Consider the following 25947-nt stretch of genomic DNA (forward strand, 5'->3'; position numbering starts at 1 on the left):
TTACCGAACGAGAATAGTCGCCGTCTCCTTCCCCAGCGTGTACGTCCAGCGCACCGCGCCAGTGCTGGCGTCGCGGGCAGAGACAACGTTGTCGTTCGACCTGGGCGTGACGGGCGGCCCTACATCATCTGAACTGACATAGACCACGCCATTCACAACCCCATCTATAGAGAGCCGCTTACCAAGTGACTTCCACAGCGCCTTGCCGGTACTGGCTTTCAGCGCGTACAGGCCCACCCGCTTCACCGAGACTTGCTCACCCACATAAACCACCCCATCCGCCGCCATCTGGAGACTGGGGTTCTGTAGCTCTGTATTCCTCCAGAGGCGCGCGCCAGTGCTGGCGTTGTACGCGGCGAAGGGATCAATAAAGTTGCCCACATAGATTACCCCGCCGCTGAGCGCGGCAGCATCCCCGCCCAGGGAGATACTAATTTTCTCCCCAATGGGCAGCCGAATCGGCCCGGCTTGTATCTGTGTATGCCACTTGACTGAGCCATCGCTGGCGCTCAAAGCAGAGAGGGTATCGGGGCTTGACACTTGCTGCGGGCTGGTGAAAGGGACGAGTTCATTGTTGGAGAACAGATACACCAGGCCGTTCTCCACCCCTACCGGCGATAACTTGCTCGAAGGCTTCTTGGGATAGAACCAGTGCAGCTTGCCGGTGCTGGCATCCAGAACATACAGGGTAAAGTTTTGAGAGACGATGAAAACGCTTGTGGAGTTCGGTATCTGGTATCCGGTCACATAGACCTGGCCGTCGCCCACGCGCCAGGCCGAAAGGCTGCCCTGATGCTGGAAATGCCAGCGTTCCGCGCCAGTCCTGGCGTCCAGCGCGTAGACCGTTCCGGGCGACGACGCGGCTTCGCCGCGCGCGCTCACATTGGCGGCCAGCGCCGGAATCGTGCCAGGAAAGGGCGCAAAGCCGAAGTCGAAGCCGCCAGAACTGAGATAGACGGCGCCATCCGCGACCAGATCAAAGCTGGCTTTCTTCGTAAACTGCCAGAGCTGCTTGCCGCTCCTGGCATCCAGCGCGTAAAAACCCTGCGCTGACTTGCCCGTAGACGAAGCATAGACAATACCATCCGCCACCTGCTCAACCGTAGAGTATTGAAGCAGCTTGACGACCCAGAGCAGCGTGCCATCCCTCGTATCAAACGCAAAGATATTGCCATCGCTTGCGCCAACATAGAACACCGTATCCGCCACCACCTGCGACGTTCCAGCGCCGTCTGGAATCGTATATTGCCAGCGCACCGTTCCGTCTGCCGCGTTGAGCGCAAAGACCCTGCCCTTGTACTGTGGCCTGGGCGCGCTGGCGAATCCCTGTATGGGCGGCCCATCAAGCTCAAAACCGCCTGGCGGGGGGCTGACCTGCCGGGTGAACCCATAGACGCTCAGCACAGGCAGCGGCCTGGGGGTCGGCGTCGGGGTCGCATGCCTCTGGACCACCGGGCCAGCAGGAGATTGATGGCTGATAATCAGCGTCGTCGTAATCAACGCCACCACCAGTACAGCGGCAATCGCACCCCCCCAGGAAAAGAGGCGGCGCGATGGACCCCGGAACCGCCTCGCCGTCAGCGGCGCAGATGGGCTGTCGGAAGCAGAGCCAGACGCGGCGGCTTCTTCGGATGGAAGCGTCGCTTCTTGATCTTCATCAGGCGCAGGGATTCCCGAAGCAGAGCCAGCCGGTTCTTCTTCGGGCGGAAGCGTTGCTTCTTGATCTTCATCAGGCTTCATGGTGTCCTCCATGCCATTGACAACTCTACCATAGACTACACCTAATATACGGCATAGGGAGAGAAATCTTCTCTGAGGGTTTTCGGGCGTCACTTGTAGCGCCGCCATCCTGGCGGCTAGCGATTCGCCAGGGCGCGCGTTCGCCCTCCAGGCCACCGGACCAGCAGGCCAGCGTTGAGCCGCCTGGAAGGCGGCGCTACAGGTACCACACCCCCGCAGCCCCCCAGCCGCCAGGATGGCGGCGGTACTAGTAACACCTCTCGCTTGCCAACACCTCATGTTTGGGAGAACTGGTGTGCCGCCAGCCCCACTGTGCTATAATAGCCTGGCGCGCATGCCTGGTCTGTAAGCGCGCCGACGCGCATCAGAAGAGAGGAACAAGACACCGATGCCTCATCACACAGCACAGCTTGACCCCTTTGCCTCTGCGCGGGCCATGCTTGACGCGCTGGAAGTGCGCCAGATTTCCGCGACAGAACTGCTGGAGCAGCACCTGACGCGCATCGCGCGCCACAATCCGACGCTCAACGCCATCGTCATCCCCAACGAGGAGCAGGCGCGGCGGCAGGCGGCCCAGGCCGACGCAGCCTACGAGCGCGGGCAGTGGCTGGGGCCGCTGCATGGGCTGCCGCTGACCATCAAAGACTGTATCGAGGTCGCGGGCCTGCGCACCACAGCGGGCGCGCGGGAGTTTGCCGAAAACGTCTCCAAAGAGAGCGGGCCGGTAGCCCGGCGCGTGCTGGACGCTGGCGCGGTGCTGATCGGCAAGACCAACGTGCCACCCTATGCGGGCGACTGGCAGGCGAACAATCCCATCTTTGGGCGCACCAATAACCCCTGGGACTTGAGCCGCAGCCCCGGCGGCAGCACTGGCGGCGGCGCGGCGGCCCTGGCCGCTGGCCTGACCCCACTGGAGTTTGGCAGCGACATCGGCGGCTCCATTCGCGTGCCTGCTGCCTTCTGCGGCCTCTACGGCCACCGGCCCAGCGACAGCGCCGTCCCGCGCAATGGGCATATCCCCGGCTCGCCCATTCCGAATCCGGCGCTGGTAATGGCGGTGCAGGGGCCGCTGGCGCGCAGCGCCGCCGACCTGGAACTGGCGCTCGATGTGATTGCTGGCCCCGTCATCGGCGAGGATGTAGCCTGGCGGCTGGAACTGCCCCCGGCGCGGCATACCTCGCTGGCCGATTTTCGCGTGGCTGTCTTGCCGCGCGCCGACTGGTTGCCGGTGGATGGGGAGATCGGCGCGGCGCTGGATGACCTGGTCTCGCGGCTCAGCCGTCTGGGCGCAAAGGTTGGCGAGGCGCAGCCGGAGGGCTACGATCTGCGCAAGCACGAAGAAACCTATGCCGCGCTGCTGAGCCTGTATATCTTCTCCGACGTACCCGATGAGGCGCGCCCGCAGATCGCGGCGGGGCTGGAACGCTCGGCGGACCCGTTCGCCCAGGCGCAGCTTCTCGGCCTGACGGCCACCACGCCGCAGTTCCTGCGCCTGCTGCAACGCCGCGAGCGCGAGCGCGCCCAGTTCCGCGCCTTCTTCCGCGACTGGGACGTGCTGCTGACACCCGTGACGATCACGCCCGCCTTCGCGCACGTTGATCCCGACCTCTCGTTCCCGGCGCGCACGCTGACGATCAACGGGGAAACGGTCTCCTACCAGCGCATGCAGGTCTATCCAGGCGTGGCAACGCTCATCGGGCATCCTGCGACGGCTTTTCCCTGCGGGCGCACCAGAGGCGGCCTGCCCATTGGCTTGCAGGCTATCGGCCCCTATCTGGAAGACCGCACGCCCATCGCCTTTGCCGCGCTGCTGGAAAAAGCCTTCGGCGGTTTCACGCCGCCACCAGGCTATAGCGAATAAGTTCTTTTCATAGAAGTGAGGGTCGTTCACCTATGGCTCCCAAACTGAATCAGATTATCGCCGTTGAAAAGGGCATCAAGAGCCGGTCATTTCAAGACCTGACCGAAGCGCACCACCAGTTGCAAAAGCAGACGCTGCTGTCGGGCATCTCACGAACCTATAGGCCAAAAGATGAGGAAGGTGAGCAGCTTCCGCCCGAATCCACCAAAGTGCAGGTGAAAGCCCAGGACATCATCCGCCAGACGGTGGACGTGATGACCAAACTCTTTGACGCCACCGCCACCAAAGACTGGGCCAACTGCAAGGCCAAAGCGGATGTGGTCGTTGATGGGCAGACCTTGATAAGCCAGGTTCCGGCCACCTATCTGCTCTTTCTGGAAAAGCAATTGACCGATCTGCATACCTTCATCAAGAAGCTGCCCGTACTGGATGCTGCCGAGTCGTGGACGTTCGACGCTTCCGCCGACTGCTGGGCCACCGAGCCGGTGCAGACGCTGCGCACCAAAAAGGTGCCGCGCAACCATGTGAAGGCCGAAGCCACCGAAAAGCATCCGGCCCAGGTCGAAGTGTATTATGAGGACGTGACCGTCGGCTTCTGGCGCACCGTCAAGTTTTCCGGCGCGCTGCCCGCTCAGCGCGTCAACGAACTGCTGGAGCGCGTGGAGCGGCTGCAAGAAGCGGTGAAGTTCGCCCGCGAAGAAGCGAATAACCTGGAAGTCGAAGAACAAAAGGTGGGCGAAAAGTTCTTCAAGTACCTCTTCGGCTAGCCTTGACACGCGCCGCAGCGGCATGGTAGAGTTGGAGGGCGATAAACAACTACCCATCGAGGAAAGCAACGATGTCTGTGAGTATGGCGAGCGCCCTTGTCGAGCGGCTTCAGCAAAGCTGCCGCTTTTGCGCGCAGAAGCTTGGGAAAATTGCTCCTGATCACCAGGGCCATACTCTGCCCATTTTCAGGAGGGCTTCCTCAAGCTAAGACATCGCAGATGCGAGAGTAAGAAGATCAGCCGTGGGCAAAGATGGCCGTAAGGAGGCCAGACGCTCACGGCTTTTTTTTACCTGTTCCCATCCCTCTTCTCTGACACCGCGAGGCTGTCTGGCGCACCAGACGGCCTCTTCGTGTCCGCGAGTACTCCATTTGAGAACAGCGAAGGATGGAGACATATGGGAGAGCAGGTAATCCTCGAAGGACATATCTCGGTCAGCGCCGCGCTCAGGTCGGGCAATCGCCCCATTCAGATCATCTACGCGCAAAGAAACGTGGCCGACGAGGCGCTCCAGTCGCTGGCATCGCTCGCCAGAGCCGCCGGAGTCAAGATACAACTGGTTGGCAACGATAGGATTGAGGCGTATGCCACCGGCAGGAGTCACGGAGGTATCATTGCCCTGGCCGGGCCAAGAAGAATGCTCGCGCTGGAGGAATTATTGGGGAAGCAGGGCGCGCCGTTCATCGTCATGGTGGATGGTGTGGAAGACCCGTTTAACTTCGGGGCAGCCATCCGGTCCTTGTACGCGGCGGGCGCTGATGGGCTGGTCGTGCGCCCGCGCAACTGGACTTCGGCGGGAATCGTCGCCAGGGCGTCGGCTGGAGCCTCAGAACTTATCCCTACCGCCCTTGCCAGGACGCCGCACGAAGCCGCCGCCTTTTTCCGCCAACGCGGCCTGCTCATCGCCTGCGCTACCCATCATAACAACGCGGCGTCTCTCTATACTGCCGACCTTTCGGTCCCGCTCTTCTTACTGATCGGTGGGGAAAAACGCGGCATCACCCGTTCATTTGTGGAGCGCGCAGACCTGCATCTCTCCATCCCCTATACGCGAACCGATGCGCACTCCCTGGGCGCCGCCGCCGCCACGTCAATCATCGCCTTCGAGATCATGCGCCAGCGCCGCCAGGAGCGGGCAAGGGGGTAGGATGCATGGCATATGAAGGGTGCGCAAGCCCTGGGCGATGCTGGCCTATAACTTGCCGCGCCCACATAGCGAGAAGCGGAGAGACGCTCACACGTACCCTGGCAAGGAGCATAGTGATGCAACTCGTCTACCGTCTCATCGTCTGGGCGCTTGGTGTGATTGGCGCAGCAGCAGCCCTGGGGATCAACACCTTCTACTCCATCTCCACGCGGTTCCAGGATCTCGTAGGTCTTCACCCCGACGCTTCGCATGGCTGGCTCGGCCTGGGCTGTGCCATCCTGGGCTTTATGGGGGCGTGTTTCGTCTTGTTCAGAGTCAGCCTCCCGCTTGGCGCGATTCTGCTGATCATCGCGGGCATCGGGTTCTTTTTCGTCGTCAACTGGTGGGCGCTGCTGGCAAGCCCGCAGATGCTGCTCGCCGCCTTTTTCGCCATCTACTACTACCTGGACACCAGGCACGATCTCGCGCTCGAACGAGCCGCGCAGCAGGCCAGAGAGCAGCCCAGGCCGGAACGCCCTCCCCCGGAGAGCGGCACAGCAGCCGTGAGCTGACGACGCGCCCGCCTGTCCATTGCCCAGGTTTTCACAACGATGGCATAGAACTTGCCGCCTTCTCGGGCGTGCGCCTTCACGGCTTCGTCAGGCGCAGTCGAGCAAAGAGCCTTTGCGCTCTGTAGAAAGGGAAAACACCACCAATGAATGAACTGATTAACCAGATCACCCAGCGGGTCGGCATCTCACAGCAGCAGGCGCAGCAGACCGTCCAGGTCGTTATAGGCTTCTTGAAGCAGAAGCTGCCCGGACCAATGGCCTCCCAGTTGGATAACTTCGTCAGCCAGCAGGGGACGCCAGGCGGCCAGCAAAGCATGGGCGGCCAACCCCATCAGGACATTGGCGGCATGTTCGGAGGAGACCGGCCCTAAACGCATCTCAGCAGTGTTTGCAGCAACCATCGCCAGCAATGGCCGAGAGGAGATGGTATGGCACACAAAATAAGCGAGATTAAAGACCTTGACCCTGGCATTCAGGCCAGGTTAGAGCAGGGAAAGATTCACACCGTCGAAGATTTGCTGAACGCAACCAGCACTCCCCTGCAGCGCGCCGCGCTGGCAAAGCAGTTGAATGTCAACCCAAACCAACTGACCGAGTGGATCAACCGCGCCGACCTCATGCGGTTGAAAGGGGTTGGCAAGGAAATGGCGAATCTGCTTGAGGAGAGCGGCGTGGATTCCTGCAAAGAACTTCAGCACCGCAAATCCGACAAACTCCAGGCGAAGCTGAAGGAGATCAACGACAGCAAACATATCACGCACCACGCGCCAACTCTGGCGCAAGTGGAAGAGTGGATTACGGAGTCGTCGGCTTACGCGCAGCATGCGTAATCTCCCCCTGCATGTTCGTCAGCGATCAGGCTGCCGTCGGGCGTTCTCCCCGATGGTGGCCTGATCACTTGTGCAGTGGCTTGCAAAGTGCTCACCCGCCACAGCTTTGTCTCGCCGGTTCCACCCAACCTGAAGTGTTAGCAGGCGGGGCGTCTTACTTGTAGCGCCGCCTTCCAGGCGGCTAGCGATTCGCCAGGGCGAGCGTTCGTCCTCCAGGCTAACGGACCGGCAGGCCAGCGTTGAGCCGCCAGGATGGCGGCGCTACAGGTACCACCCCTCCGCAGCCCCCTGCCGCCGGGATGGCGGCGCTACAGGTACCACACCTCCGCAGCCCCCCTGCCGCCAGGATGGCGGTGCTACAAGTGGCCTCCCTACCCTTGACAAAAAACATACATGCGTGTTAGTATGTTTGTGGAGGAGGGGAGAGATGGCTCGCAAAACCAAAGAAGAGGCTGCCGCCACGCGCCAGGCGCTGCTGGACGCCGCGCTGATCGTCTTCAGCCAGAAAGGCTACGCGGCGGCGCGCCTGGAAGAGATAGCCGAAAACGCGGGTGTCTCGCGCGGCGCCATTTACTGGCACTTTGGCTCGAAGGCCGAACTCTATAGCATCCTGGTAGATGAGACGATGGGGCGCATTCAGGGTGTAGTGGATCGCGCCGTCAGCGGGGGAGGCAGTTGGCTGGATATTCAGCGCCGCGTGATGATCTACATTATTACCCTGCTCGAAGAGGATGAAACCTATCGCGCTGTGCAGGAACTGACCATACTCAAAACCGGCCTTGCTCCAGAGTTGGGTGAGGGCATGCGCAAAAAACAGGAAGCTATGCGCCAGCTTGAAGAAGAGATCGCTGGATACTATCGAGAGGGCATCGCGCTCGGCGAAGTGCGCGCCAACCTTGACCCGGTGATTGCCGCGCGCGCGATGCTCGCTTATCTCAACGGCGTCAGCCTGAACTGGCTGCTCGACCAGCAGGCATTCTCCCTGCGCGAGAGCGCCCCCGCGCTGGTAGATGTGTTCATGTACGATATTGCTGCCCGGCCAGCATAGCTGCTTTTTTTTGCAACTTTTTACAAACCAACACGTATGTATGTTTACCTCAACAAAAAGAACAAAGATCAGAACTTAATAATCTTAATATTACCTGATGGTACTATTGACTTTTTCAATGTCATCTGTTATAAGATTAAAGAGAGAGCGACAAACCCACCACAAGGACTGTGAAACGATAGACGGACAGGCACGTCACAACCAACAGAACGAACAGGAGGAACCATCTCTTATGGAGATGATCGAGACGCAGAAGCTGGCGAAGACCTTTAAGTCGCGCAAAGGCGCTGTCGAAGCGGTGCGCGGCGTGGATCTGCGCGTGAACCAGGGCGAAATCTTTGGCTTCCTGGGGCCAAACGGCGCGGGCAAGACCACCACCATGCGTATGCTCTCAACGCTGCTGGACCCAACGGGCGGGCAGGCGAAAGTCTGCGGCTATGACCTACGGCGCGAACCAAAGCGCGTGCGCATGCAGATCGGCTATGTCGGCCAGAAGGGCGGCGCGGAGCCAAAAGAAACCGGGCGCGAGAACATGGTGCTGCAAGCGCGGCTCTATGGCATGAGCAAAGCCAATGCCCGCCAGCGCGCCGCCGAACTGATTACCAGGCTCGATCTGGAGCCATACGCTGACCGGCTTGTCAGCACCTACTCTGGTGGGCAGCGCCGCCGCCTGGATATTGCTATGGGCATGATGCACCGGCCACGTCTGCTCATTCTGGATGAACCCACCACCGGCCTGGACCCACAGAGCCGCATGCGCATTTGGGACGAGATACGCAGCCTGCGCTCCGAGGGCATGACGATCTTCCTGACCACTCACTACATGGATGAAGCCGACATTCTCTGTGATCGCCTGGCAATTATTGACAACGGCAAGATCGTCGGCGAAGACACGCCCAACGCCCTCAAGCAGCAGATTGCCGGAGACATTATCTCGCTCGGCCTGAATATCCAGAACGGCGCCAGCGCGCAGGTGAAAGAGAAGTTGAGCGCCCAATCGTTCCTGCGCGAACTTCAGGAAACCGAAGTCGGCCTGCAACTCTACGTGGAGCGCGGCGAAGAGGTGCTGCCCGAAGTCCTGCGCCTGCTCGACCACAACGGTACGTCCATCCGCACGGTGACGCTGGCGCGTCCGACGCTGGAAGATGTCTTCCTGCGCCTGACCGGGCGCTCGCTGCGTGAAGAGCGAACCGCTTAAGAGAGAAGGAGAACCCCCGATGACAAAACTCATCCGCGATACCTGGCTGATCTTTGGCTCTGCGCTGCGCGTCATGCTGCGCAACCCGGCCTGGGTCTTTTTCGGCCTGTTTCAGCCCATCTGTTATATGCTCTTGTTCGCCCCGCTGCTCAAAAATCTGGTTGGCGTGCCGGGCTTTCCCAGCGGCGGCGCGTACAACGTCTTCACGCCTGGGCTGATGATGATGATGGCGATCTTCGGCACCGGCTTTGCTGGCTTCACCGTCATTGGGCAACTGCGCGAAGGCACCATCGAGCGCCTGCGCGTCACGCCGGTCAGCCGACTGTCGTTGATGCTCGGCATGATATTGGTTAGCCTGCTGAACCTGCTGGTCCAGACCGCCTTGCTGATCATCCTTGGGGTGATTCTAGGCTTCCGGCCCGACGCGGGCGGGCTGGCGCTGCTGGTTGCCCTGATATTGATCGGCGGCTTGATGATGGCCTCTTGCTCCTACGCGGTAGGCTTGCTGGTGAAAGACGAAGGGGCGCTGGCCGCCGCCGTCAATCTGGTCGCGCTGCCGCTCTTGCTGCTCTCCGGCATCATGCTGCCGCTCTCCTTTGCGCCCGACATTTTGCAGAAGATTGCCAAAGGCAACCCTTTCGCCTACGCGGTTGACGCCTCGCGGGCGCTGGTTGATGGCAGCCTGACCAACGTAGCCGTGATACAAGGCTTCATCATCTTTGGCGTGCTGGCGGTGCTGGGTGTGTATTGGGTCACGCGCTCCATTCGCAAAGCCGCCATGTGAACAGATTCACTCCCTCACCCCCCGACAACCCCCTCTGGCACGAGAGGCCAGGAGGGGGTTGTCACCTGTAGCTGGTGGAACTACCGCTCATCCTGGCGGCATACGAATTGCAACAGCGGCTCAAGCGCGGCTTACGTCGCTGTGCAAGGCATCGCATCCAGTTTCCGTTGCTCATGTCCCGATAGCCTATACCCTACAATGATCTAGAAAAGAGCCTCTGGCAATGAAGCCCCCCGTCTTCTCTCTAAAAAATGCCCCGCTCTCGGCAGCCTGGCGAACCTCCCAACGGCGCCTGGGCGTCCTTGGAGCCAGCCTGCTTCTGCTCCTGAGCGCCTGCGTCAGCAGCCAGCCGACAGCGCCAACCGTGATCAGCCCCAAGACGGTGCAGGCCAAGGCAACCAGCCAGGCGCTGCTGAACCAGTATGAGGTATCAATTTTCCAGGCCCAGGGATATGGCCTGGATCTGACCCCCTATCAGCAGCAGCTCAAGAAAGATCGCAAGAACTTCCAGCGCGCCCAAACCGAAAAGGCGTATAAAAACCTCGCGGCGACGCTTCAGGCGCAGGTGAGCACCTTGCAGCACATCGCTATAGTCACGAAGACCAGATACCACCTGCAACAACTACAGCTTTTGATAAACCAGACGGACAGTAACAACGACTACGAATATATCAACGCCGACGACGCCTATTTGCAAGAGCAGGCGCGCTTCGAGAAGGCGGTCACGATAGATGACTATCAGAAGATTGATACGCAGGCGCAGGTTCTGGTTACGAACCTGACCGCCCTGCTGGCGAACCTGAACGATCAGACACCACACGATCAGCCACACGCGGCGGACCTGCAACTGATTCAGACGTATCGGTTGACGGGCAAAGTCATCATCGTTTCGCTGACCGAACAGACTCTGCGCATGTACGAGAACGGCCTGCTAGCCGGATGGATGTATGTTGTGACCGGCCAGCGCGCCGCCCAAACGCCGCCCGGGTTGTGGCATGTCATGTCGAGGCAGACCCATATCGTCTTCAAGTCTTCCGAGCCGCCAGGCTCGCCGCTCTGGTATCCACCGACGCCCATCAACTACGCGATGGCCTATCATACCGGCGGCTACTACCTGCATGACGCAACGTGGCGCTCATACTTTGGGCCGGGCGCGAACCTGCCGCATCACGATTACACCTCTGGCAAATATTCCCTGAATGGCACGCATGGCTGCATCAACATGACCCTGAGAAACACCATCACCCTCTATGATTGGGCCAGAGTCGGCATCCCTGTGATCGTCTACTAAACTTGGACACAGCGAGAGGGCAGCAACGTGCTGCCCTCTCTGCTAAGGGAAAACGGCTGGTGGAGCTTACCCCTGCCAGAGCCGATCTCAAGCCGATGGCTTTTGCTCGACGATCTCACCCTCGATCAAGATTTGCACTTCGTCGGCGACGATCCATTTGCCATCAAACATCATGTTGAACGTCATGCCGAAGTCCTTGCGGTTGATCTGGCCCTCGGCGCTGTAGCCGATGCGATGGCCCATCCTGGGGTCATTGATTGCCCCATAGACCACCCCGTTGAGGGTGACTGGCCGGGTGTTGCCCTTGATGGTCAGGTCGCCGGTCAGGGCATAGCGATCCTCTCCAAGTGAATCAACCCTGGTGCTCTTGAAGGTAATCGTTGGGTAGTTCTCGGTGTCCAGAAAATTAGACGCCCGCAGATCGTCATCCCGTTTGGGGTGGTTGGTGTGGATACTTGCCGTCTGGATAGTGGCTTCAATCGCTAACGTTTCGGGGTGGTCGGGGTCAATGTGGCCGGTCACGCTGACCTCGGCAAAGTGGCCGCGCACCGTCATCATGCCCAGATGCTTGGCAGTGAACTCAACCTGCGTGTGGAACGGGTCAGCTTGCCAGAGGGTACCAGTTCCGGCTTCTGTCTTACCGGGGATAGTCATGTCATGTCCTCCATCAAAATGATGTGTACTGCACCGCACGAAAAGATGGATCAATTCTGATTGTTCCCTTCGTGCCGTTATTTTCCATACGGAAATAAATATACTCAAGAAAGCTCCTCTTGTCAAGGATGCGTTTGGAAGCAAAGTATGGTATACTTCTGATATGACTTCCTCAGATTACGCGCCGCCAACAGAGCAAGCAGCCATCTGCGCGACCCAGCCCCTGGGCCGCGCCCTGCGTTTGCTTGGCGACGTGTGGACCCTCATGATCATCCACACGCTGCTGGGGGGGACCAGGCGCTTTGGCGAACTGCTGGAGACGCTCGGCAATGTCAGCCCCAAAACGCTCTCGCATCGGCTCAAGATGCTGGAAGAGCTTGGCTTTGTGCAGCGTCACGCCTTCCTTGAGATTCCCCCAAGGGTCGAGTACTGCCTGACCGAGAAAGGGTTGGCGCTGGTTGACATCATGGAGGCGATCAAGCAGTTTGGCGAACGCTACCTTTCCGACGCGCCGCCTGCCCCGCTCGCTGCTTCTTCTGCCCTCCCAACCTTCGATTGACACTCTCCCGCCTTTTAAGCGGGAGATTCTTCCTTCATCCAGCCGACTTGGCTGGGAGCCAGCTTACCCCACCTATCGCTCCGGCCTGAGCCTCTAAACCAGACCCGTTAGATCACTTGTAGCGCCGCCTTCCAGGCGGCCAGACGATTAGCCGCCTGGAAGGCGGCGCTACAGGTAAAGCGCCTCTCCCCAAGCGGAGTTGGTATTACGGGCTTCCCAGGTTCAATCTCAGCGTATTCTAATCTCTGCCTGGTATACTAGCGGCACATGTAAGCATCTTTTTTTCAGGGAGCGCGAAATGGACGCACAAAGCCGCCTCTCTCCCCGGCCCTATCGAGCGCCGAAGCGCCGCTGGCGCGTGCGCCTGGGGGCCGGGCTGCTCAGCCTGGCCGGTTTGCTGGGGCTGTGGCAGATCGTGTCGCGCGCGCCAGCGGCAGCCGCGCAGCAAGCGCCGACCCTCCAGAACGCCGAGCAGCAATTGCAGCTTGGCAACGGCACACAGGGCTGGTTTTCGCCCGCAGGCGCGCCGCGCCCGCCAGATACCGTCAGCGGCGTCTCATGAAACATGGCTGTGCCAGAGCGCCGCTGCTCCTCGGCATCCTTCTCGGCTGTATCCTGACGCTGGGGATCGCGCTGCGCCCATCAACCGCGCTGGCGAGCGCCAACCCATCAACGGCGCCGGTGATCGCCTATCAGGCGCGGCTTGATGGGCAAATCCTCGACGATACAGCCCTGGGAACGGACAGTTCTGGCGCTTATCTCATTCACCATCTGCTGATAACGGCTTTGCTGCATCCCATCGGCGCTGGCCCGGCGCTGGCGCTGCGCCTCGATCTTTCGGAGGCGATTCTGCCCGACGCGGGCATTGTGCAGGGGCCGGATGTCTTCCCAGGCGGCGGTACCGTGAACGCTGCGGGGCTGCTGCGGGGCAGCGCCAGAGTCACGGACCCCGGCGGCACGATCAGCGTCTACGTGGCCGACGTGCGCGGCCTCTATCTGGCAGATGGCAGCAGCCATCTCGACCTGGAGGGGGCAGGCGTCGGCCAGGCGCAGGGCGGCACAGCGTCGTTATTCGTCACTATCGCGCCCCACCTGGGCAGCGCGATCAGCGGGCAGGTCTCCGGCTCGCTGAATCTGCCGCAGGCTGCGCTGGACCTGCTCAACGACAGCGGCCCGCTGGCCGGACCGACCCTCTGGTATCTGGTGCGCGCCTCCGGGCTGGCCTCGCTGGGGCTGCTCTGCGTCACGGTCCTGATCGGCCTGGCGCTGCGCGTGCGCCTCTGGCAGCCGACTCTGGAACGCTGGCGCGTCTACGACCTGCACCTCACCTGCTCCATCCTCACCGCCGTGTCGCTGGCGCTGCATCTGCTCGCCGTCTTCGTTGATCGCGTCGTGCCTTTCAGCCTGGCAGATATGCTCATCCCGCTGCACGCCAGCTATCAGCCGCTCTGGATCGCGGCGGGCATGTTCGGCTTGTATCTGCTGCTGATCGTCTGGGGCAGTTCGCTCATCCGCAGCCGCATCAGCTACAGCTTCTGGCGCAGGCTGCACCCGCTGGCGCTGGCCGCGCTGGGGCTGGTCATGCTCCACGCGCTTTTTGCCGGAACCGACGGCCTCGCGCTCTGGCTGCGCGCCGCGCTTGCCCTCATCGCCTTCGCCGTCATCTGGTTGTTCATCCTCTGGATGCGCCTCAAAGCCGCCGCGCCAAAGAAACCGCGCCACCCTATCTCCAGCCAGAGCTAGTTGAGGTTCCACCACCTGTACCGCCGCCGTCCCTGGCGGCCACCGCTGCGCCAGCGCAAGCGCCGCCCTTGCCACCAACGCCGCGCCTATTGGGCGGGGAGTCCACCTGTAGCGCCGCCGTCCCCGGCGGCTCACCGCTGCGCCAGGGCGCGCGTTCGCCCTCCAGGCCAACCTACCAGCAGACCAGCGTTGGCCGCCTGGAAGGCGGCGCTACAAGTAACATATCTCGCTTGCCAACACCTCATGATTCGCTGCGGTTTTCTGGCAAGGGTCTCTGGCATAGGAACTTTTTCCGTCATCGCATGGAATACTTGACTTTTTTGGTTTATAAGGGCTATACTTTAGCTAAATATTGCAGCAGAGGGACGGCAAGGCATGAAAACATTCAAGCGTCTGAGACAAGAAGCCATGCTAACGCAGGGTGGGCTTGCTGCTGCCTGTGGCGTGAGCAAGCAGGCTGTATGGGAATGGGAACATGCGTATGCCCGCCCTAACCCGGAAAACCTGAAGAAGCTGGTTGTTATTCTGGGAAAGGAGGTTTCAGAAATATTAGATGCGCTTGAGGCGACCGCAGAGCAATATAAAGAACGCGCCGCCGCCTAGAGAGTAACCAGGCAGCGGCAAGGTACCAGCCACAGGAACCGTCAAGAACCCACGCGCCGGTATGGCTATTGTACCCTATGGCGCGTGGGCATGGCAAGTCGGAAAGGAGCCATGTTCATGTCGTCCACCACGACGTTTGATTTCACCCTGCGCTACCAGCGCACGCCTGGCGCGAAGTATCACGTGCGTCCGTTCTCTCTCTTGCAGCAAGAGATCCTCTATCGCTGCGACGGCAAAGTCACCGTGGCTGATCTGGCCGACGCGACGCGCTGCACGCATCGGGAGATACGGGCAGCGTTAGTCTTCCTGAGCCAGCATGGCTGTGTCAGAACGCTGCTGCCAGACCCCGCGCTCCTGACGCCCAGGCCGCAAGCATCCGCTCAACACGCTTCATCGCCGGTACAGGGCGGCACGTGGCGCTGGTTTGCTGCCCTGAAGCGCAAGCGGATCAGCTATGAAGCCGCCAGGAGGTGATGTCTTGGCGCCGGGTGGCGCGCCCCACGACCAGCCCGGCGCAAAAAAAACGGGCATGACGGCTGCCCGCAGTCATCGCTCTTGCAGAAAAGGCCACCAGAGAAGATAATAGGTGGAGAGATACCATCACAGGAGGGTCTGATGATCGAGACACTTCAGCGCGTGCTTGAACAAGTTGAGCAGCTTCATCCCGACGACCAGGCCATTATTGCTGAGCGGCTTCAGCAGCTGTTAGAGGAACTGGCCGACGATCAGCGTTGGCATGCACTCTTTGCCGATCCTCGCAGCCCTGAGCTACTTGATCGCCTGGCCGATAAAGCCCAGGCCGAATACGACGCGGGCGAAACCGAAGAGGGCGGCTGGGGCGAGAAGTGAAATCTGCCCGCACTCGCCAGTTCAACAAGCTGTTTGACGCGCTGCCTCTCGATGTGCAGCGCGATGCCACCGAAGCCTACAAGCAGTTCGCCAGTGACCCCACGTACCCCGGCCTGCACCTGGAACCGGTACACGGCAAGCGGGGCCAAATCTACTACTCAGCGCGGGTCGGCTCCCATTACCGCGCCCTCGCCAAGCGTTTGCCGGATACCTGGCTCTGGTTCTGGATTGGCCCCCACGCCGAATACGACAAGTTGCTGCAATAAGCAGCCTACCTTGAAGCGCCACCCACAAGCGGAGGGAGTGTTATGGACATTCGCTTTATACAGTCTCAGCACCACCGTATTGCGACGGTGGTCACGCGCAAGGATGGCGTGCGCCTGAGTGTGCCGGTCTATGGACCGCTCGACCCCATCCCGCATGACCTGGCGCACTACGTTCTTGAGTTGGAACTGGGGCTTGAGGATGGCTTCTGGGGGAGCGTGGCCGCTGGCGCGCTATTTGAGGGCATACATATCCTTGCGGGCCGCCAGGGTCCACACGCGACGGATCGCTCGCGCGCGGTGCTGGCGGCGCATCGGCAGGGAATTGGGATTTCTGAGGTGCTGGTTGGCTGGATAATGGACGTAGTGAAGGGAACGAGCCTGGGCAACGAACCGCTGCCTATCGCCTCCCCACTCGTGCGCACACGGGCCGACCAGGCCGCCCTGCTCGCGCGGCTGCGTCCCGCCATCGAAGCGATGTGTACGCGCTGGGGCGCTGTTCCACCGGGCGGCACGCTCCTGGTCGTGTGGCCTGATCGCCCGGCGCGTCTTGAGCGAGCTTCACATAGGCGAGCCGCCCGCCAGCACTGAGAATCCAGGCAGCCAGCAGATACGAGCACTGCCGGGCTACCCCTCCTCCTCAGCCGAGCCAATGCCTGGCAGTGTGATGATCTCGGTTAGCGCCGCGTCGTCATACTGCCAGGGTGAATACCCTTTGCCGCGCCCAAAGTAGACAAAGAACTCCGAGACGCCAAGACGCGGGCGCAGGGCCAGCTTCGCCGTGCCCAGCGTGGTCAGGCCAGCCGCCGCGCCCGCCTCCAAGACCTGACGCAGCGCCTCCATCAACAGCGCCGGATCATCCACCTGCCCGCTGCGGCGCGCCTGGGCGCTCTCCACCTCGAAGAGGGGCTTCAACAGAGCCAGAACTTCACCCTCCGGCGCGAGCATCTTTGCGGCTATAGGAAGCGCCCTCGTGAGTGAGAGGTAGGAGAGATCGAGGGTGATGAGTGTGGGGCGCGGCTCCAGCGCCAGCAGAGAAGCATCGCCCAGGTTGGTGCGCTCCAGATTGCGTACCCTGGGGTGGGCGCGCAGACGGCCCACCAATTGACCGTACCCGGCCTCAACCGCGTAGACCAGCGCCGCGCCATGCTGCAATAAACAATCTGTGAAGCCGCCGGTTGACGCGCCGCTGTCCAGCGCCACGCGCCCGGCAGCGGAGACAGCAAAGTGATCGAGCGTGGCCTCCAGCTTCAAGCCGCCGCGACTGGCGTAGCGGCGGCGTCCGCGCACGCGCAAAAGGGCATCAGACGGCGCGGGCATGCCCGGCTTATCCATCGGCTGACCATTGACCAGCACCTGCCCGGCCATCACCCAGCGCCGCGCTTCCGCTTCGCTCTCAAAGATGCCACGTTCGACCAGCAGCGCCGCCAGCGGGCGCTTGCGCGCTGATCGTGCAACTCAAGCAATCTACGTCAAGAGAGACGCCGCTTTCTAGCATACGTTTTGAGGGATTCACGCACCAGCGCCTATGCTGGCGCTTCTGGAGCAAGTATAGCATAGCTTTTTCCTCTTCGCCGGGCGCGTGGTAGAATGTCATCGAGAGGCGTTTTCAACCCTGGAAAGGGGGCGCGCAATGGCAGCCACGCTGCACTATAAGATTATCAAAGAGCCTGGCATCCTGCTCAGCGCCGAAGAATATAGTCAGCTTCCCGATGCGCCCGGCTGGTACACGGAGCTTGACAAGGGGAGAGTGGTCTACATGCCCGCCGTCAAGGATCATCGGCATGGCTGGATTCTGGATAATCTGGTCGGCGAGTTTTCGCCGTATGTGAAGCGACAGCAGCTAGGGCGGCTCACCTACCAGCAAGAGGGCTACGATATTAGCCGGCCAGGCGATGAAGGCGAAACGGTCTGGATGCCTGATCTTGGCTTCGTCTCCAAAGAGCGGCTGCCCATCGTCGAAGCTGCAAGAGCGCAGAAGAAGTACGCGCCTCTCGCGCCCGATCTGGCCGTTGAGATCGTTTCACCGAGCCAGACGCGCTCTGAGCTTGCCGAGCGGGTGCAGCGATGGCTGGCCGCCGGGACGCGGCTGATGTGGGTGATCTGGCCCGACGAGCAGAAAGTGGACGTGTGGACCTCCGATGAAGCCCTGCGCACGCTCAATGCGAGCGATCTACTGGATGGGCTGGATGCAGCGCCGGGGTTCACAATGCCAGTAGCTGATTTGTTCGTGTTTGTATAGCCGTGTTTGTACCACCAGAAACGGCAAATCTTTTTCGCTACCTCGCCTGCGCGTAAGTCGCGTTTCCAACGTCCTGCACCATGCCTTTTAGCTGCATCAGCAGCAGCGCGCTGGTGACTTCCGCCGCAGGCATGCTGGAAGCCCGGCAGAGTTCGTCAATATGCAGAGGCTCTGGCGCGGCGGCCAGCAGCGCCAGCAGCGCGCCCTCCACGCCGGTAGCAGGCAGCAGCGCCCGCATCTCCTGCTGCGGAGCCTGCTGGAGCTTTAGCTCCTCCAGAATATCCTTGACGCTCATGACCAGCTTCGCGCCCGCCTGAATAAGCGCATTCGTCCCCTCGCTGGCCTTGCTGTAGATGTGGCCGGGAACAGCAAAGACCTGGCGATTCTGATCCAGCGCAAAGCGCGTCGTAATCAGCGCGCCGCTGGACCGGGGCGCTTCCACCACGACCACCCCCAGGGATAGCCCGCTGATCACCCGGTTGCGGATAGGGAAGTTCGTCGGTTCGGGCTGTGTACCCAGCGGAAACTCCGAAACCAGCGCGCCCTGCTCGCAGATGCGCGCCGCCAGTTTCGCGTTTTCGGGCGGATAGATCACGTCCAGGCCACAGCCCAGCACCGCGATAGTTCGCCCGTCAGTCGCAGCCAGCGCCGCCTTATGCGCGGCAGTATCAATACCGCGCGCCAGCCCGCTGATAACCGTCACTTTATTGCTGGCAAGCCCGCGCGCCAGATGCTCCGCCACCTGAAAGCCATAGGAGGTCGCCTTGCGCGTACCCACCATAGCAACTGCCCAGGCGTCTTCAGGGGCAAGCGTGCCGCGCACGTAGAGCAGGATCGGGGGCAGATAGATTTCGCGCAGCAGTTCGGGGTAATCCGGGTCGGCCTGCGAGACCGCCCGGATGCCGCGCCGGGCCAGCGCCTCCAGTTCGGCCTCTGGCGCTGGTCCCTTCGCCCGCTGCGCCAGCAGCGCCTCGGTGGCGCGGGCATCCAGCCTGGCGGCCAGCAGATCAGCGCGCCCGGCGCGCCAGGCAGCGGCGGCGGAGCCAAAGAAGCTGAGCAAATCGCCAAACCGCTTCGGCCCGATGCCGCGCACCCGTGTGAAAGCCACCCAGCAGGCCAGTTCCTCCGCGCTCAGCCCTCCTGCGCGGGTGGGCAGACCATCCGTTGGCGCGGCCTCATCCTCGCGCTCAGCCTCAGCCCCTGGCAGGGAAGGCTGGCGCGCGGGCGGCTCCGTTTCAGGCATTCCGGCTGGCTCCTTTAAGAGAGGGGATAGATCGTCAAGTTGCTGAACAGCACCGTGGCAGGCGGCAGGTCGTTCCTGACGACGCTGAAGAGGGCAAAAACCGACGCGTCGGAATAGTCAGGCGAAAAGGGCGCGATGGCGATGAAGGTGTGATCGAGAAAGATAGCAAACTGGTTGCCCTGAATGATGACTTCCAGGGCAGCGGGTGCATCAGGAGTCAGCGCCAGACGCGCGTCTGGCGTCTCATCCTGGGCCTGGCTCGTATTATTCGGGTCGGCCACCATCACCGCATAGCCTCCGGCAGCGTTGAGAAGCAAGGCGTATCCTGCGGCATTAGGGGGGAAAAAGCCCAGTCCATAGATCACGCTGGCGCTGCTGACACTAATCGTCACCTCCACAGCGCAAAAAGCCAGCCGCTGCTCAGTCGTCGCGGGCACGGTGTTATTATTGTTATCCCGCTTGAAAAGGGCGCGGGTAGGCAGGCGCAGGCCATCGTTCGCAAATGATCCCGGCGAAGAGACGTGCCAGCCTTTATGATCGTTTCTGTGCAGACTCTGCTGGAGGATGGGGTCGTTGCTCTCGGCAGCCGCCAACAGGCGGGTATATCGCTCGGCGTCGGTTGGCGTCGCCGTTGGTGTAGGCGATTGCGCCGTCGCGGTGTTCGTCTGGGAAATGCGGGTGTTGGCGCCCTGGCCCAGCCTGCTCAATCCGGCCAGCGCCACCACGCACACCAGCATCGCCACCAGCCCGATAAAGAGGGCGGGTATCCACCAGTTGCGGCGGCGCGGCGGGCCGGGCGGCTGATAGGGCGGCGCGCCCCATCCTCCAGGCGCGGCCCGCAGGATCGTCGCCGCCTGGGTTGGAAGCTCGCCGCGCAGATCATCAGCAAAGGGGTGATCGTCGTCCTGCTCATCGTCACGCTCGAAGGGCGGGGGCGGCGCAACCGGCAGCGTGACGCGCGCCCTGGCCGACCTGACGCTCTGCGCCGTTGGCGCTCCGCTCAGCGTTGCCTCGAACGCCTCAGCCAGCGCCCCCACCGTCGGGAAACGCTCTTCCGGCTGTTTCTCCAGCGCGCGCATCACCACCGCATCAACCCCACGCGGCAGGCCGGGCGCGTGTTCGCTCGGCAGCGGCGGTGTGGCGCTGACCTGCTGAATAATCAGCCCATAACTGTCCGACGCCTCGAAAGGCAGCGCGCCCACCAGCAGTTCATAGAGCAGCACACCCGCGCTGTATTGATCGCTGGCCGGAACCGCGTGCCCGTTGATCTGTTCCGGGGCCATATACGACAGGCTGCCCATCACAATGCCTGTGCGTGTCAGGTGGGCCGCCTCGCCCGACTCTGAACCCGCGACGACCCGCGCAATGCCGAAATCGGCCAGGCACAGCCGACCATCCTCGTGAAAGAGCAGGTTGCTGGGCTTCACATCGCGGTGAACAATCGGCTGAGGGCGCTGGTGCGCGAAATCCAGCGCGGCGGCGATCTGATGGAGCCAGGCAGCCGCCACGACAGGATCAGCGGGCTGCTTCGGGCGCATACGTCTGCCAAGCGTGCCACCCGTCAGCAGCGGCATCACCAGATAAGCCAGCGGGCCATCAATATCGAAGTGCAGCACCGGCACGATATTGGGGTGGTCAAGCTGGGCCGCCAGCCGCGCCTCGCGGAAGAAACGCGCGCGCAGTTCCTTCGGCGCGTCGCCCGCCAGCCCCGCGTTGGGGGCCAGCACCTTGAGCGCCACCAGACGCCCCAGCGCCAGATCGCTGGCGCGATACACCGCGCCCATGCCGCCGCGCCCCAGCAGCGCCTCTATGCGAAAACGCTCACTGAGCAGCGCGCCCTTCGGCAGCGCGCCACAGGTCAGGCATTGCTGCACAGGCGTGGCAAAGGTCGTCTGGCAAGCAGGATTACTGCATTGCCAGGCAGGCGCTTGAGGAGCGCCAGTCTGTTCTTGCTGATTCATAACGTGCAGAGCTTACCCCACAGCGCGGCAGGGCGTCAAGAGGACACTTCCTCTTAGTTCCACCAACTATCGGGGGGCGCCACTTGTAGCGCCGCCCCCCTTCGGGAAGGGCCGCTTGCCTCGCCTGGGCCTCGGCAGTCTCGCTCCCGTTGGTCGCTCGCGCGTCCCTCCTGGCGGCTCAACGCTGGCCTGCTGGTACGGTGGTCTGGAGGGCGAACGCTCGCCCTGGCGCAGCGTTGGCCGCCTGGAAGGCGGCGCTACCAGTACCATGCCTCGCTTGCCAACACCTCATTTTTGCTAGAACACTTCCTCTTCTTCGCCCGCCGAACCCTCCAGCACCTTCATGCTGACAAGTTGGATGCTGAATGGCCCCTCTTTTTGATACGCAGCAACGCCAAGCTCGATGACGCGCCGGGCAATCTCTGTCGCCAGCCTGGCATAGTCGTGGGCTGGCTCGTCTTCGCCTTCAATCGTGAGGCGCACAGCCACATCTGCCGCCTTCAGCATGACCCCTGGTCCTTTCCGGCTGGCTCACATGTCGTGAGCCTGAGCATCAGTTATCAACGCTAACCCAGTTTCCCCCGCCTTGATCGAGATCAATGTGCATAATCGGGTGAATCTCCCAGAGCGTCTTGCGCGTCTTGCCAAGCTGCTCCGGGTGTTCCTGATCAAACAGGAGCCAGCCGCTAATGCGCACATGCTGGCCCTTCAGATCCTTCAGAGCATCCACCCAGCCTGGGCGCTGCGCCTGCATACGCGGCGTAATTTCAATGACGATAGATTCCGCCCTCGAATCGGAGGCATTCACCGCCAGCCACATATGATAATCGCGGTAATCGGAGGCGTGGCAGTTCGTTGATTCCGTACCCTCGTGCTTATAATCCAGCAGATAGCCCGTCGTCTCGACTGGCGCGCCCTCGTATTTGGCAATTTCAGCCCGCTCGCTGTCGGACCAATTGCCATGCGACACCCGCTCCGTATCCTGCGGCCAGGTCAGGGCCAGCAGATCAGCGAGCGAGACGCTGACATAATTGCCCTCATCGGTGCGGTTCTTGAACGTATTTAAGATCGTATCGCCGCCATCGCCGGTCCCAGGGCAGCCATGAAAACTGGGATCGTCGGGAGTGATATTGGCGCTGGCAATGGGGCCGGTGGGCGCATTGCCTCCTGGCCCGGTCGAAATATCACAGGCCGCGAATACCAGCAGGGAGAGCGCCAGGAAGAAGGAAAATGCTCTGTTCCGCATAGCCAACACCATCCTTTTTGCTACAAGACACATCTGCATCGCCTGGAAGGTTTCTTACCTATGCCCGCCTGCATGCAGTGTAGCAATCTTAAGGCCAGTGCACAAGAAGCAGGCGGATTTAACTCTCACCTCATCGCTGGCCGCGCGCTTCCAGCGTGCCACACGGCCTCAATTCGATAGACGGTATAGACGGTAAGGAAGCCGCAAGAAGCACTCGCCTGGCAAGCGCATTGCTATACAGGTTTATCGGGTAGGACAAAAGGGCCAGTGTTGGTTGAGCAGATCACCAGCAAAGCTTGACAGCATCGCACGAGACAGGTATACTCCCAATCATGAACGAGCAAAGGCAGCAGCACGAGCCACGACCAGAGCCAGCGGACCCGAATCGAGGGAGAGCGCCTGGCGGCTCTCGCAGCAAAACCACCAAAGAGCTAGAAGCGGTCTTCCAGCGGCTCATAGCGAACGCCGTGACGTTGACCGGCGCGCGCGAGGGAACGATGACCGTTCTCTCTCCAACCAGCAAGAGGTTGATACCTCTGGTGGCCTATTGTCCTGAAGGCCCCCAGCCTTCCCAGCGCGAATACGCCTCGATTGCCCGCTGGGTCGCCGCGCATCGCGCTCCAGTGATTGTCGATCAGGCAGCCACCGATCCACGCATGCAGACGCCAGGGGCCGCCCCGTCTGGCTCGCTGGTGAGCGTGCCGGTGCTGGCCGGTCAGGAAGTGCTGGGAACCCTGATGCTCTCTAACTCCATCAGACCTCTCGCGTTCAACCGCGCGCACCTGAAGCTGCTGGAAGCTCTGGCAGACCTGGCAGCAGCCACGATCCTCCAGGCGCGGCAGCGAGAAGCCGCCTCCAAACAGGCGCAGATACTCACAACCGTGGTGGAAGTCGGGCGGGCGCTGAGCAATACCAACGATGGGCGTCAGATCCTCAGCCTCACCACCACAGGGATTCGGAAGCTCATCCGCTGCGAGGAAGCCGTTCTCTTCAGCTATGAGGTGGATACCAACGAACTCAGGGGGGTAGCCGGACTGGGTACGCTGAGCGCCCGCCTGGCGGAGCAGCGCATCCACATGGACGACCCTCAATCGGTCACGGCCTGGGTGGCGCGCCAGCGCCGCCCCCTGCTGCACTCCGCTGGCTCGCGGGCCTTTGTCGGCCCGGTCACAGATACCCTGCTGACCAGAGAAGACCTCGCGCTGATGGCCGTGCCGCTGGTCGCGCAGGACCAGCTTTGGGGAGTCATCACCCTGGCGCGCCCGGAAGCATTCGACAAACATGACCTGGGTACCATGCTCAACCTGGGCAACTTTGTCGCCCCCGCCCTGGCGCAAGCCAACCGCGACGGACCCATCCTTTGAGCCAGCCACCCGTACCGCCGCTCCCTGGCAGGGCGGCTGCCTGTACCGCCAGCCTCCGTGCTGGCCCGGGCGGGGCGGCGGCCTGTACCGCCAGCCTCCGTGCTGGCCCAACGTTGGCCTGCTGGTCCGTTGCTCTGGGGGCGAGCGTCCGCGCTTTCGAGCGGCTCGCCGCCAGGGACGGCGGCGGTACAGGCAGGAGGCCATCGCCTGTACCGCCAGCCTCCGTGCTGGCGCGGGCGGGGCGGGGTGTGGCGCGCCATCTCCTCAGTATGGCTCGCTATTGCAGGCAGGGATCAGCGCCGCTCTCATCGCCGAAGCAGTGGCCGTTCTGGAGGAGAATCACCACCTTTTTGATGCCCGCAAACTGCTTCAGGGTCGCTGTGATCTCCGCCTTCACCCGCGCATCCGCTCCAACACCAGGGCTGCTGGTTGGGCGGCAGAACTGCACCGTCGCCGTCCCCTGCTCCGCGCTGTTCCCCTTCATATTAAGCTTCAACTGAAAGTCTGGCCCGCCTGTCGGGTTGGGGGCCGCGCAAGCCGCGCTCGATGGCCCCGTGAACAGGCTGTTGAGTTCCGAGAAGTAGCCCTCGCTGCGCTCCTCCGGCGTCGGCCCCGCGATCAACAATTGGACGGAAAACGCCTCGATGTCTGTGGTTGATGCCGCGAAGCGATCAACAGCATACACGGCATCCGGTGTCGTGAGCGGGAACTTCGAGAAATAGACCGTGACGGGTATCCCGCCCGCAGGGATACTCGCGGTCCCTGAAGCCGTAGCGACCGGCGTCGTCGTCGTCCCGCCCGGCGTGGCGGTTTGCCCGTTGGACGAGTTATGTATGCGGCTTGCCAGCAGCGCGGCGCTCACCAGAGCGATCACCAGCACGGCAGCCACAGTCGTCAACACTGGGATCAGACGGCGCGTTGAGCGGCGCGGCTCCGGGCGCTCCGGGAAAATAGGCGTTGGCTCGGTATCGGCGGTGTACGACGGGCGCATAGGTAGCTCCCTTCTAGGGAGGGGAACGGGCGCGGCCTCGTTCCGCCTCTGGCGGTCCTCGGCGGCCCACAGGGCCAGCAGTTTTGGCGGTAAACCCTCCAGCGGCGCAGGGCCGGGTAAACGCTCAACAGCGGCGTCCAGGCGCGCATAAGCGGCATAGACCGCCGCGCACGCCGCGCACGTAGCAAGATGCGCTTCAAGGGCAGCACGCTCAGTTGGCTCCAGGTCGGCTGGGTGCGTGGCAGCCAGCTTCAGTCGCCATTGCTGGCAAGGCTGGGGCAGGGGCGGCGTCAACGTGCGAACCCTCCTTTCATGGGGTGAGAGGATTCATCCTCCAATCGCTGATAGGCCCGACGAAACTCCTCGCGGCCCCGGCTCACATAGACGCTGACGCTCTTTTCGGTCAGGTGCAGCAGGCGCGCGATCTCGCGCTGGCTAAAGCCGCCCTCCAACTGCAAGAGCAAACACATCCGATATTTCGGCGTTAGCTGCTCCAGGGCCGCCCTCACCTGCTGGGCCTCGCCCACCTGGGCCTCTGGTCCGGCAGTGGTCGGATAGTGGGCCGCCTGTGGATCGCCCGGTTCGGCCCAGGGCAGCCAGCGCGCCAGCCGTCCCTGGCGCAGATACGAGCGAGCCTGATTCGTGGCAATCCGATAGAGCCAGGGACCAAAACGACTGGGATCGCGGAGGTCTGGTAAGGAGCGCCAGGCTGCAAAGAACGTCTCCTGGGCCAGATCGCGCCCCGCTTCGTCGTTGCCCACCACATGCGCCAGATAGCGACAGATGGGAGCGTTATACAGATGAAAGAGCGCGGTAAAGGCAGCGCGATCTCCAACCCGCGCCCGCTCCACCATCGCCGTCACCGACGCATCAGGATCAGGCAGCGGGGGCGGGATCGCGCTCAGCGCGAACGGAAACATCTCGCTCCTCCCGCATCTATGCCTTCCGCATAGATGTCTTCTGGCTATTCTCCTTGACGCAAGAAAGCAACGAAACCCTACAAACCAACTGA

At 61.9% G+C, this 25947-nt stretch carries 29 protein-coding genes; 20 read left to right on the plus strand and 9 right to left on the minus strand.

Annotation, left to right across the window (positions count from 1 at the left end):
* A complete protein-coding gene (locus tag VH599_14120) occupies window positions 1–1740 on the minus strand; it encodes a PQQ-binding-like beta-propeller repeat protein (GenBank protein ID HEY7349447.1) in 1740 nt (579 codons plus the stop codon).
* A gap of 388 nt (window positions 1741–2128) precedes the next feature.
* Between VH599_14120 and VH599_14125 the strand changes: the two genes are divergently transcribed.
* From VH599_14125 to VH599_14170, 10 genes are all read left to right on the plus strand, one after another.
* Window positions 2129–3601, plus strand: a complete 1473-nt coding sequence (locus VH599_14125) for an amidase (GenBank protein ID HEY7349448.1) — start codon at window positions 2129–2131, stop codon at window positions 3599–3601.
* A gap of 32 nt (window positions 3602–3633) precedes the next feature.
* Window positions 3634–4368, plus strand: a complete 735-nt coding sequence (locus tag VH599_14130; GenBank protein HEY7349449.1) for a hypothetical protein — start codon at window positions 3634–3636, stop codon at window positions 4366–4368.
* 397 nt (window positions 4369–4765) lie between these two features.
* Complete coding sequence (locus tag VH599_14135; GenBank protein HEY7349450.1) at window positions 4766–5515, plus strand: RNA methyltransferase; 750 nt, start codon at window positions 4766–4768, stop codon at window positions 5513–5515.
* Between the two features lie 116 nt (window positions 5516–5631).
* The gene (locus tag VH599_14140; protein HEY7349451.1) at window positions 5632–6066 is read left to right on the plus strand and encodes a hypothetical protein; all 435 of its coding nucleotides are present in this window, start codon (window positions 5632–5634) and stop codon (window positions 6064–6066) included.
* 143 nt (window positions 6067–6209) lie between these two features.
* Window positions 6210–6437: a hypothetical protein gene (locus tag VH599_14145; GenBank protein ID HEY7349452.1), complete on the plus strand. Its 228-nt coding sequence runs from the start codon at window positions 6210–6212 to the stop codon at window positions 6435–6437.
* A gap of 57 nt (window positions 6438–6494) precedes the next feature.
* Window positions 6495–6896 carry a DUF4332 domain-containing protein gene (locus VH599_14150; protein HEY7349453.1) on the plus strand — a complete coding sequence of 134 codons (402 nt, stop codon included), beginning with the start codon at window positions 6495–6497 and terminating at the stop codon, window positions 6894–6896.
* 427 nt (window positions 6897–7323) lie between these two features.
* Window positions 7324–7944 carry a TetR family transcriptional regulator gene (locus VH599_14155; GenBank protein HEY7349454.1) on the plus strand — a complete coding sequence of 207 codons (621 nt, stop codon included), beginning with the start codon at window positions 7324–7326 and terminating at the stop codon, window positions 7942–7944.
* 232 nt (window positions 7945–8176) lie between these two features.
* Entirely contained in the window at window positions 8177–9142 is a 966-nt protein-coding gene (locus VH599_14160; protein HEY7349455.1) for an ATP-binding cassette domain-containing protein, read from the plus strand.
* Between the two features lie 19 nt (window positions 9143–9161).
* Entirely contained in the window at window positions 9162–9926 is a 765-nt protein-coding gene (locus VH599_14165) for an ABC transporter permease (protein HEY7349456.1), read from the plus strand.
* 223 nt (window positions 9927–10149) lie between these two features.
* Window positions 10150–11217, plus strand: a complete 1068-nt coding sequence (locus VH599_14170; GenBank protein HEY7349457.1) for a L,D-transpeptidase — start codon at window positions 10150–10152, stop codon at window positions 11215–11217.
* A gap of 87 nt (window positions 11218–11304) precedes the next feature.
* Here the strand turns inward: VH599_14170 and VH599_14175 are convergent, their stop codons facing one another.
* The gene (locus VH599_14175; GenBank protein HEY7349458.1) at window positions 11305–11871 is read right to left on the minus strand and encodes a YceI family protein; all 567 of its coding nucleotides are present in this window, start codon (window positions 11869–11871) and stop codon (window positions 11305–11307) included.
* A gap of 163 nt (window positions 11872–12034) precedes the next feature.
* Between VH599_14175 and VH599_14180 the strand changes: the two genes are divergently transcribed.
* The 8 genes from VH599_14180 to VH599_14215 all read left to right on the plus strand — a co-directional run bounded on the left by VH599_14180 (window position 12035) and on the right by VH599_14215 (window position 16479).
* Window positions 12035–12430, plus strand: a complete 396-nt coding sequence (locus VH599_14180; protein HEY7349459.1) for a helix-turn-helix domain-containing protein — start codon at window positions 12035–12037, stop codon at window positions 12428–12430.
* A gap of 298 nt (window positions 12431–12728) precedes the next feature.
* Entirely contained in the window at window positions 12729–12992 is a 264-nt protein-coding gene (locus tag VH599_14185) for a hypothetical protein (protein HEY7349460.1), read from the plus strand.
* Entirely contained in the window at window positions 12989–14173 is a 1185-nt protein-coding gene (locus VH599_14190; protein HEY7349461.1) for a ferric reductase-like transmembrane domain-containing protein, read from the plus strand. The genes VH599_14185 and VH599_14190 overlap by 4 nt, the downstream gene beginning before the upstream one ends.
* Window positions 14174–14548: 375 nt before the next feature.
* On the plus strand, window positions 14549–14776 hold the full coding sequence (locus VH599_14195; protein ID HEY7349462.1) for a helix-turn-helix transcriptional regulator: 228 nt from the start codon (window positions 14549–14551) through the stop codon (window positions 14774–14776).
* Window positions 14777–14893: 117 nt separating this feature from the next.
* Window positions 14894–15250, plus strand: a complete 357-nt coding sequence (locus VH599_14200) for a hypothetical protein (protein ID HEY7349463.1) — start codon at window positions 14894–14896, stop codon at window positions 15248–15250.
* Between the two features lie 141 nt (window positions 15251–15391).
* Entirely contained in the window at window positions 15392–15625 is a 234-nt protein-coding gene (locus tag VH599_14205; protein HEY7349464.1) for a hypothetical protein, read from the plus strand.
* Window positions 15622–15891, plus strand: a complete 270-nt coding sequence (locus VH599_14210) for a hypothetical protein (GenBank protein HEY7349465.1) — start codon at window positions 15622–15624, stop codon at window positions 15889–15891. Before VH599_14205 ends, VH599_14210 begins: the two co-directional genes overlap by 4 nt.
* Window positions 15892–15933: 42 nt before the next feature.
* On the plus strand, window positions 15934–16479 hold the full coding sequence (locus VH599_14215; protein ID HEY7349466.1) for a hypothetical protein: 546 nt from the start codon (window positions 15934–15936) through the stop codon (window positions 16477–16479).
* 36 nt (window positions 16480–16515) lie between these two features.
* Here the strand turns inward: VH599_14215 and VH599_14220 are convergent, their stop codons facing one another.
* Window positions 16516–17319, minus strand: a complete 804-nt coding sequence (locus VH599_14220; protein HEY7349467.1) for a TlyA family RNA methyltransferase — start codon at window positions 17317–17319, stop codon at window positions 16516–16518.
* Window positions 17320–17521: 202 nt separating this feature from the next.
* Here VH599_14220 and VH599_14225 point away from each other — a divergent pair, with 202 nt between their 5' ends.
* Window positions 17522–18130, plus strand: coding sequence for a Uma2 family endonuclease (locus tag VH599_14225; protein HEY7349468.1), 609 nt, complete (start codon window positions 17522–17524; stop codon window positions 18128–18130).
* 37 nt (window positions 18131–18167) lie between these two features.
* On the opposite strand, the gene dprA is transcribed toward VH599_14225, so the two are convergent.
* The 4 genes from dprA to VH599_14245 all read right to left on the minus strand — a co-directional run bounded on the left by dprA (window position 18168) and on the right by VH599_14245 (window position 22580).
* Window positions 18168–19373 (minus strand): DNA-processing protein DprA, encoded by a 1206-nt coding sequence (gene dprA / locus VH599_14230; protein ID HEY7349469.1) that lies wholly within the window; start codon window positions 19371–19373, stop codon window positions 18168–18170.
* Between the two features lie 14 nt (window positions 19374–19387).
* Window positions 19388–21334 carry a serine/threonine-protein kinase gene (locus tag VH599_14235; protein ID HEY7349470.1) on the minus strand — a complete coding sequence of 649 codons (1947 nt, stop codon included), beginning with the start codon at window positions 21332–21334 and terminating at the stop codon, window positions 19388–19390.
* 297 nt (window positions 21335–21631) lie between these two features.
* Window positions 21632–21841 (minus strand): hypothetical protein, encoded by a 210-nt coding sequence (locus VH599_14240; protein HEY7349471.1) that lies wholly within the window; start codon window positions 21839–21841, stop codon window positions 21632–21634.
* Window positions 21842–21887: 46 nt separating this feature from the next.
* The gene (locus tag VH599_14245; GenBank protein ID HEY7349472.1) at window positions 21888–22580 is read right to left on the minus strand and encodes a hypothetical protein; all 693 of its coding nucleotides are present in this window, start codon (window positions 22578–22580) and stop codon (window positions 21888–21890) included.
* Window positions 22581–22912: 332 nt separating this feature from the next.
* On the opposite strand from VH599_14245, the gene VH599_14250 reads away from it, so the two are divergent.
* Window positions 22913–23944 carry a GAF domain-containing protein gene (locus VH599_14250; GenBank protein ID HEY7349473.1) on the plus strand — a complete coding sequence of 344 codons (1032 nt, stop codon included), beginning with the start codon at window positions 22913–22915 and terminating at the stop codon, window positions 23942–23944.
* Window positions 23945–24221: 277 nt separating this feature from the next.
* On the opposite strand, the gene VH599_14255 is transcribed toward VH599_14250, so the two are convergent.
* A complete protein-coding gene (locus tag VH599_14255) occupies window positions 24222–25229 on the minus strand; it encodes a hypothetical protein (GenBank protein ID HEY7349474.1) in 1008 nt (335 codons plus the stop codon).
* Window positions 25226–25855 carry an RNA polymerase sigma factor gene (locus tag VH599_14260; GenBank protein HEY7349475.1) on the minus strand — a complete coding sequence of 210 codons (630 nt, stop codon included), beginning with the start codon at window positions 25853–25855 and terminating at the stop codon, window positions 25226–25228. The genes VH599_14255 and VH599_14260 overlap by 4 nt, the downstream gene beginning before the upstream one ends.
* Window positions 25856–25947: the final 92 nt, after the last annotated feature.

The sequence above is a fragment of the Ktedonobacterales bacterium genome, from assembly GCA_036557285.1.
In the GTDB taxonomy this organism is placed as follows: Bacteria; Chloroflexota; Ktedonobacteria; order Ktedonobacterales; family DATBGS01; genus DATBHW01.

What these genes read in the sequence shown, in the direction of transcription:
- VH599_14245 (HEY7349472.1), bottom strand. Translation starts at nt 22,580, where the DNA reads ATGCGGAACAGAGCATTTTCCTTCTTCCTGGCGCTCTCCCTGCTGGTA.
- VH599_14180 (HEY7349459.1), top strand. Translation starts at nt 12,035, where the DNA reads ATGACTTCCTCAGATTACGCGCCGCCAACAGAGCAAGCAGCCATCTGC.
- VH599_14190 (HEY7349461.1), top strand. Translation starts at nt 12,989, where the DNA reads ATGAAACATGGCTGTGCCAGAGCGCCGCTGCTCCTCGGCATCCTTCTC.
- VH599_14260 (HEY7349475.1), bottom strand. Translation starts at nt 25,855, where the DNA reads ATGTTTCCGTTCGCGCTGAGCGCGATCCCGCCCCCGCTGCCTGATCCT.
- VH599_14150 (HEY7349453.1), top strand. Translation starts at nt 6,495, where the DNA reads ATGGCACACAAAATAAGCGAGATTAAAGACCTTGACCCTGGCATTCAG.
- VH599_14250 (HEY7349473.1), top strand. Translation starts at nt 22,913, where the DNA reads ATGAACGAGCAAAGGCAGCAGCACGAGCCACGACCAGAGCCAGCGGAC.
- VH599_14165 (HEY7349456.1), top strand. Translation starts at nt 9,162, where the DNA reads ATGACAAAACTCATCCGCGATACCTGGCTGATCTTTGGCTCTGCGCTG.
- VH599_14215 (HEY7349466.1), top strand. Translation starts at nt 15,934, where the DNA reads ATGGACATTCGCTTTATACAGTCTCAGCACCACCGTATTGCGACGGTG.
- VH599_14170 (HEY7349457.1), top strand. Translation starts at nt 10,150, where the DNA reads ATGAAGCCCCCCGTCTTCTCTCTAAAAAATGCCCCGCTCTCGGCAGCC.
- VH599_14155 (HEY7349454.1), top strand. Translation starts at nt 7,324, where the DNA reads ATGGCTCGCAAAACCAAAGAAGAGGCTGCCGCCACGCGCCAGGCGCTG.
- VH599_14140 (HEY7349451.1), top strand. Translation starts at nt 5,632, where the DNA reads ATGCAACTCGTCTACCGTCTCATCGTCTGGGCGCTTGGTGTGATTGGC.
- VH599_14120 (HEY7349447.1), bottom strand. Translation starts at nt 1,740, where the DNA reads ATGAAGCCTGATGAAGATCAAGAAGCAACGCTTCCGCCCGAAGAAGAA.
- VH599_14195 (HEY7349462.1), top strand. Translation starts at nt 14,549, where the DNA reads ATGAAAACATTCAAGCGTCTGAGACAAGAAGCCATGCTAACGCAGGGT.
- VH599_14205 (HEY7349464.1), top strand. Translation starts at nt 15,392, where the DNA reads ATGATCGAGACACTTCAGCGCGTGCTTGAACAAGTTGAGCAGCTTCAT.
- VH599_14185 (HEY7349460.1), top strand. Translation starts at nt 12,729, where the DNA reads ATGGACGCACAAAGCCGCCTCTCTCCCCGGCCCTATCGAGCGCCGAAG.
- VH599_14145 (HEY7349452.1), top strand. Translation starts at nt 6,210, where the DNA reads ATGAATGAACTGATTAACCAGATCACCCAGCGGGTCGGCATCTCACAG.
- VH599_14130 (HEY7349449.1), top strand. Translation starts at nt 3,634, where the DNA reads ATGGCTCCCAAACTGAATCAGATTATCGCCGTTGAAAAGGGCATCAAG.
- VH599_14225 (HEY7349468.1), top strand. Translation starts at nt 17,522, where the DNA reads ATGGCAGCCACGCTGCACTATAAGATTATCAAAGAGCCTGGCATCCTG.
- VH599_14235 (HEY7349470.1), bottom strand. Translation starts at nt 21,334, where the DNA reads ATGAATCAGCAAGAACAGACTGGCGCTCCTCAAGCGCCTGCCTGGCAA.
- VH599_14200 (HEY7349463.1), top strand. Translation starts at nt 14,894, where the DNA reads ATGTCGTCCACCACGACGTTTGATTTCACCCTGCGCTACCAGCGCACG.
- VH599_14175 (HEY7349458.1), bottom strand. Translation starts at nt 11,871, where the DNA reads ATGACTATCCCCGGTAAGACAGAAGCCGGAACTGGTACCCTCTGGCAA.
- VH599_14135 (HEY7349450.1), top strand. Translation starts at nt 4,766, where the DNA reads ATGGGAGAGCAGGTAATCCTCGAAGGACATATCTCGGTCAGCGCCGCG.
- VH599_14160 (HEY7349455.1), top strand. Translation starts at nt 8,177, where the DNA reads ATGGAGATGATCGAGACGCAGAAGCTGGCGAAGACCTTTAAGTCGCGC.
- dprA (HEY7349469.1), bottom strand. Translation starts at nt 19,373, where the DNA reads ATGCCTGAAACGGAGCCGCCCGCGCGCCAGCCTTCCCTGCCAGGGGCT.
- VH599_14125 (HEY7349448.1), top strand. Translation starts at nt 2,129, where the DNA reads ATGCCTCATCACACAGCACAGCTTGACCCCTTTGCCTCTGCGCGGGCC.
- VH599_14240 (HEY7349471.1), bottom strand. Translation starts at nt 21,841, where the DNA reads ATGCTGAAGGCGGCAGATGTGGCTGTGCGCCTCACGATTGAAGGCGAA.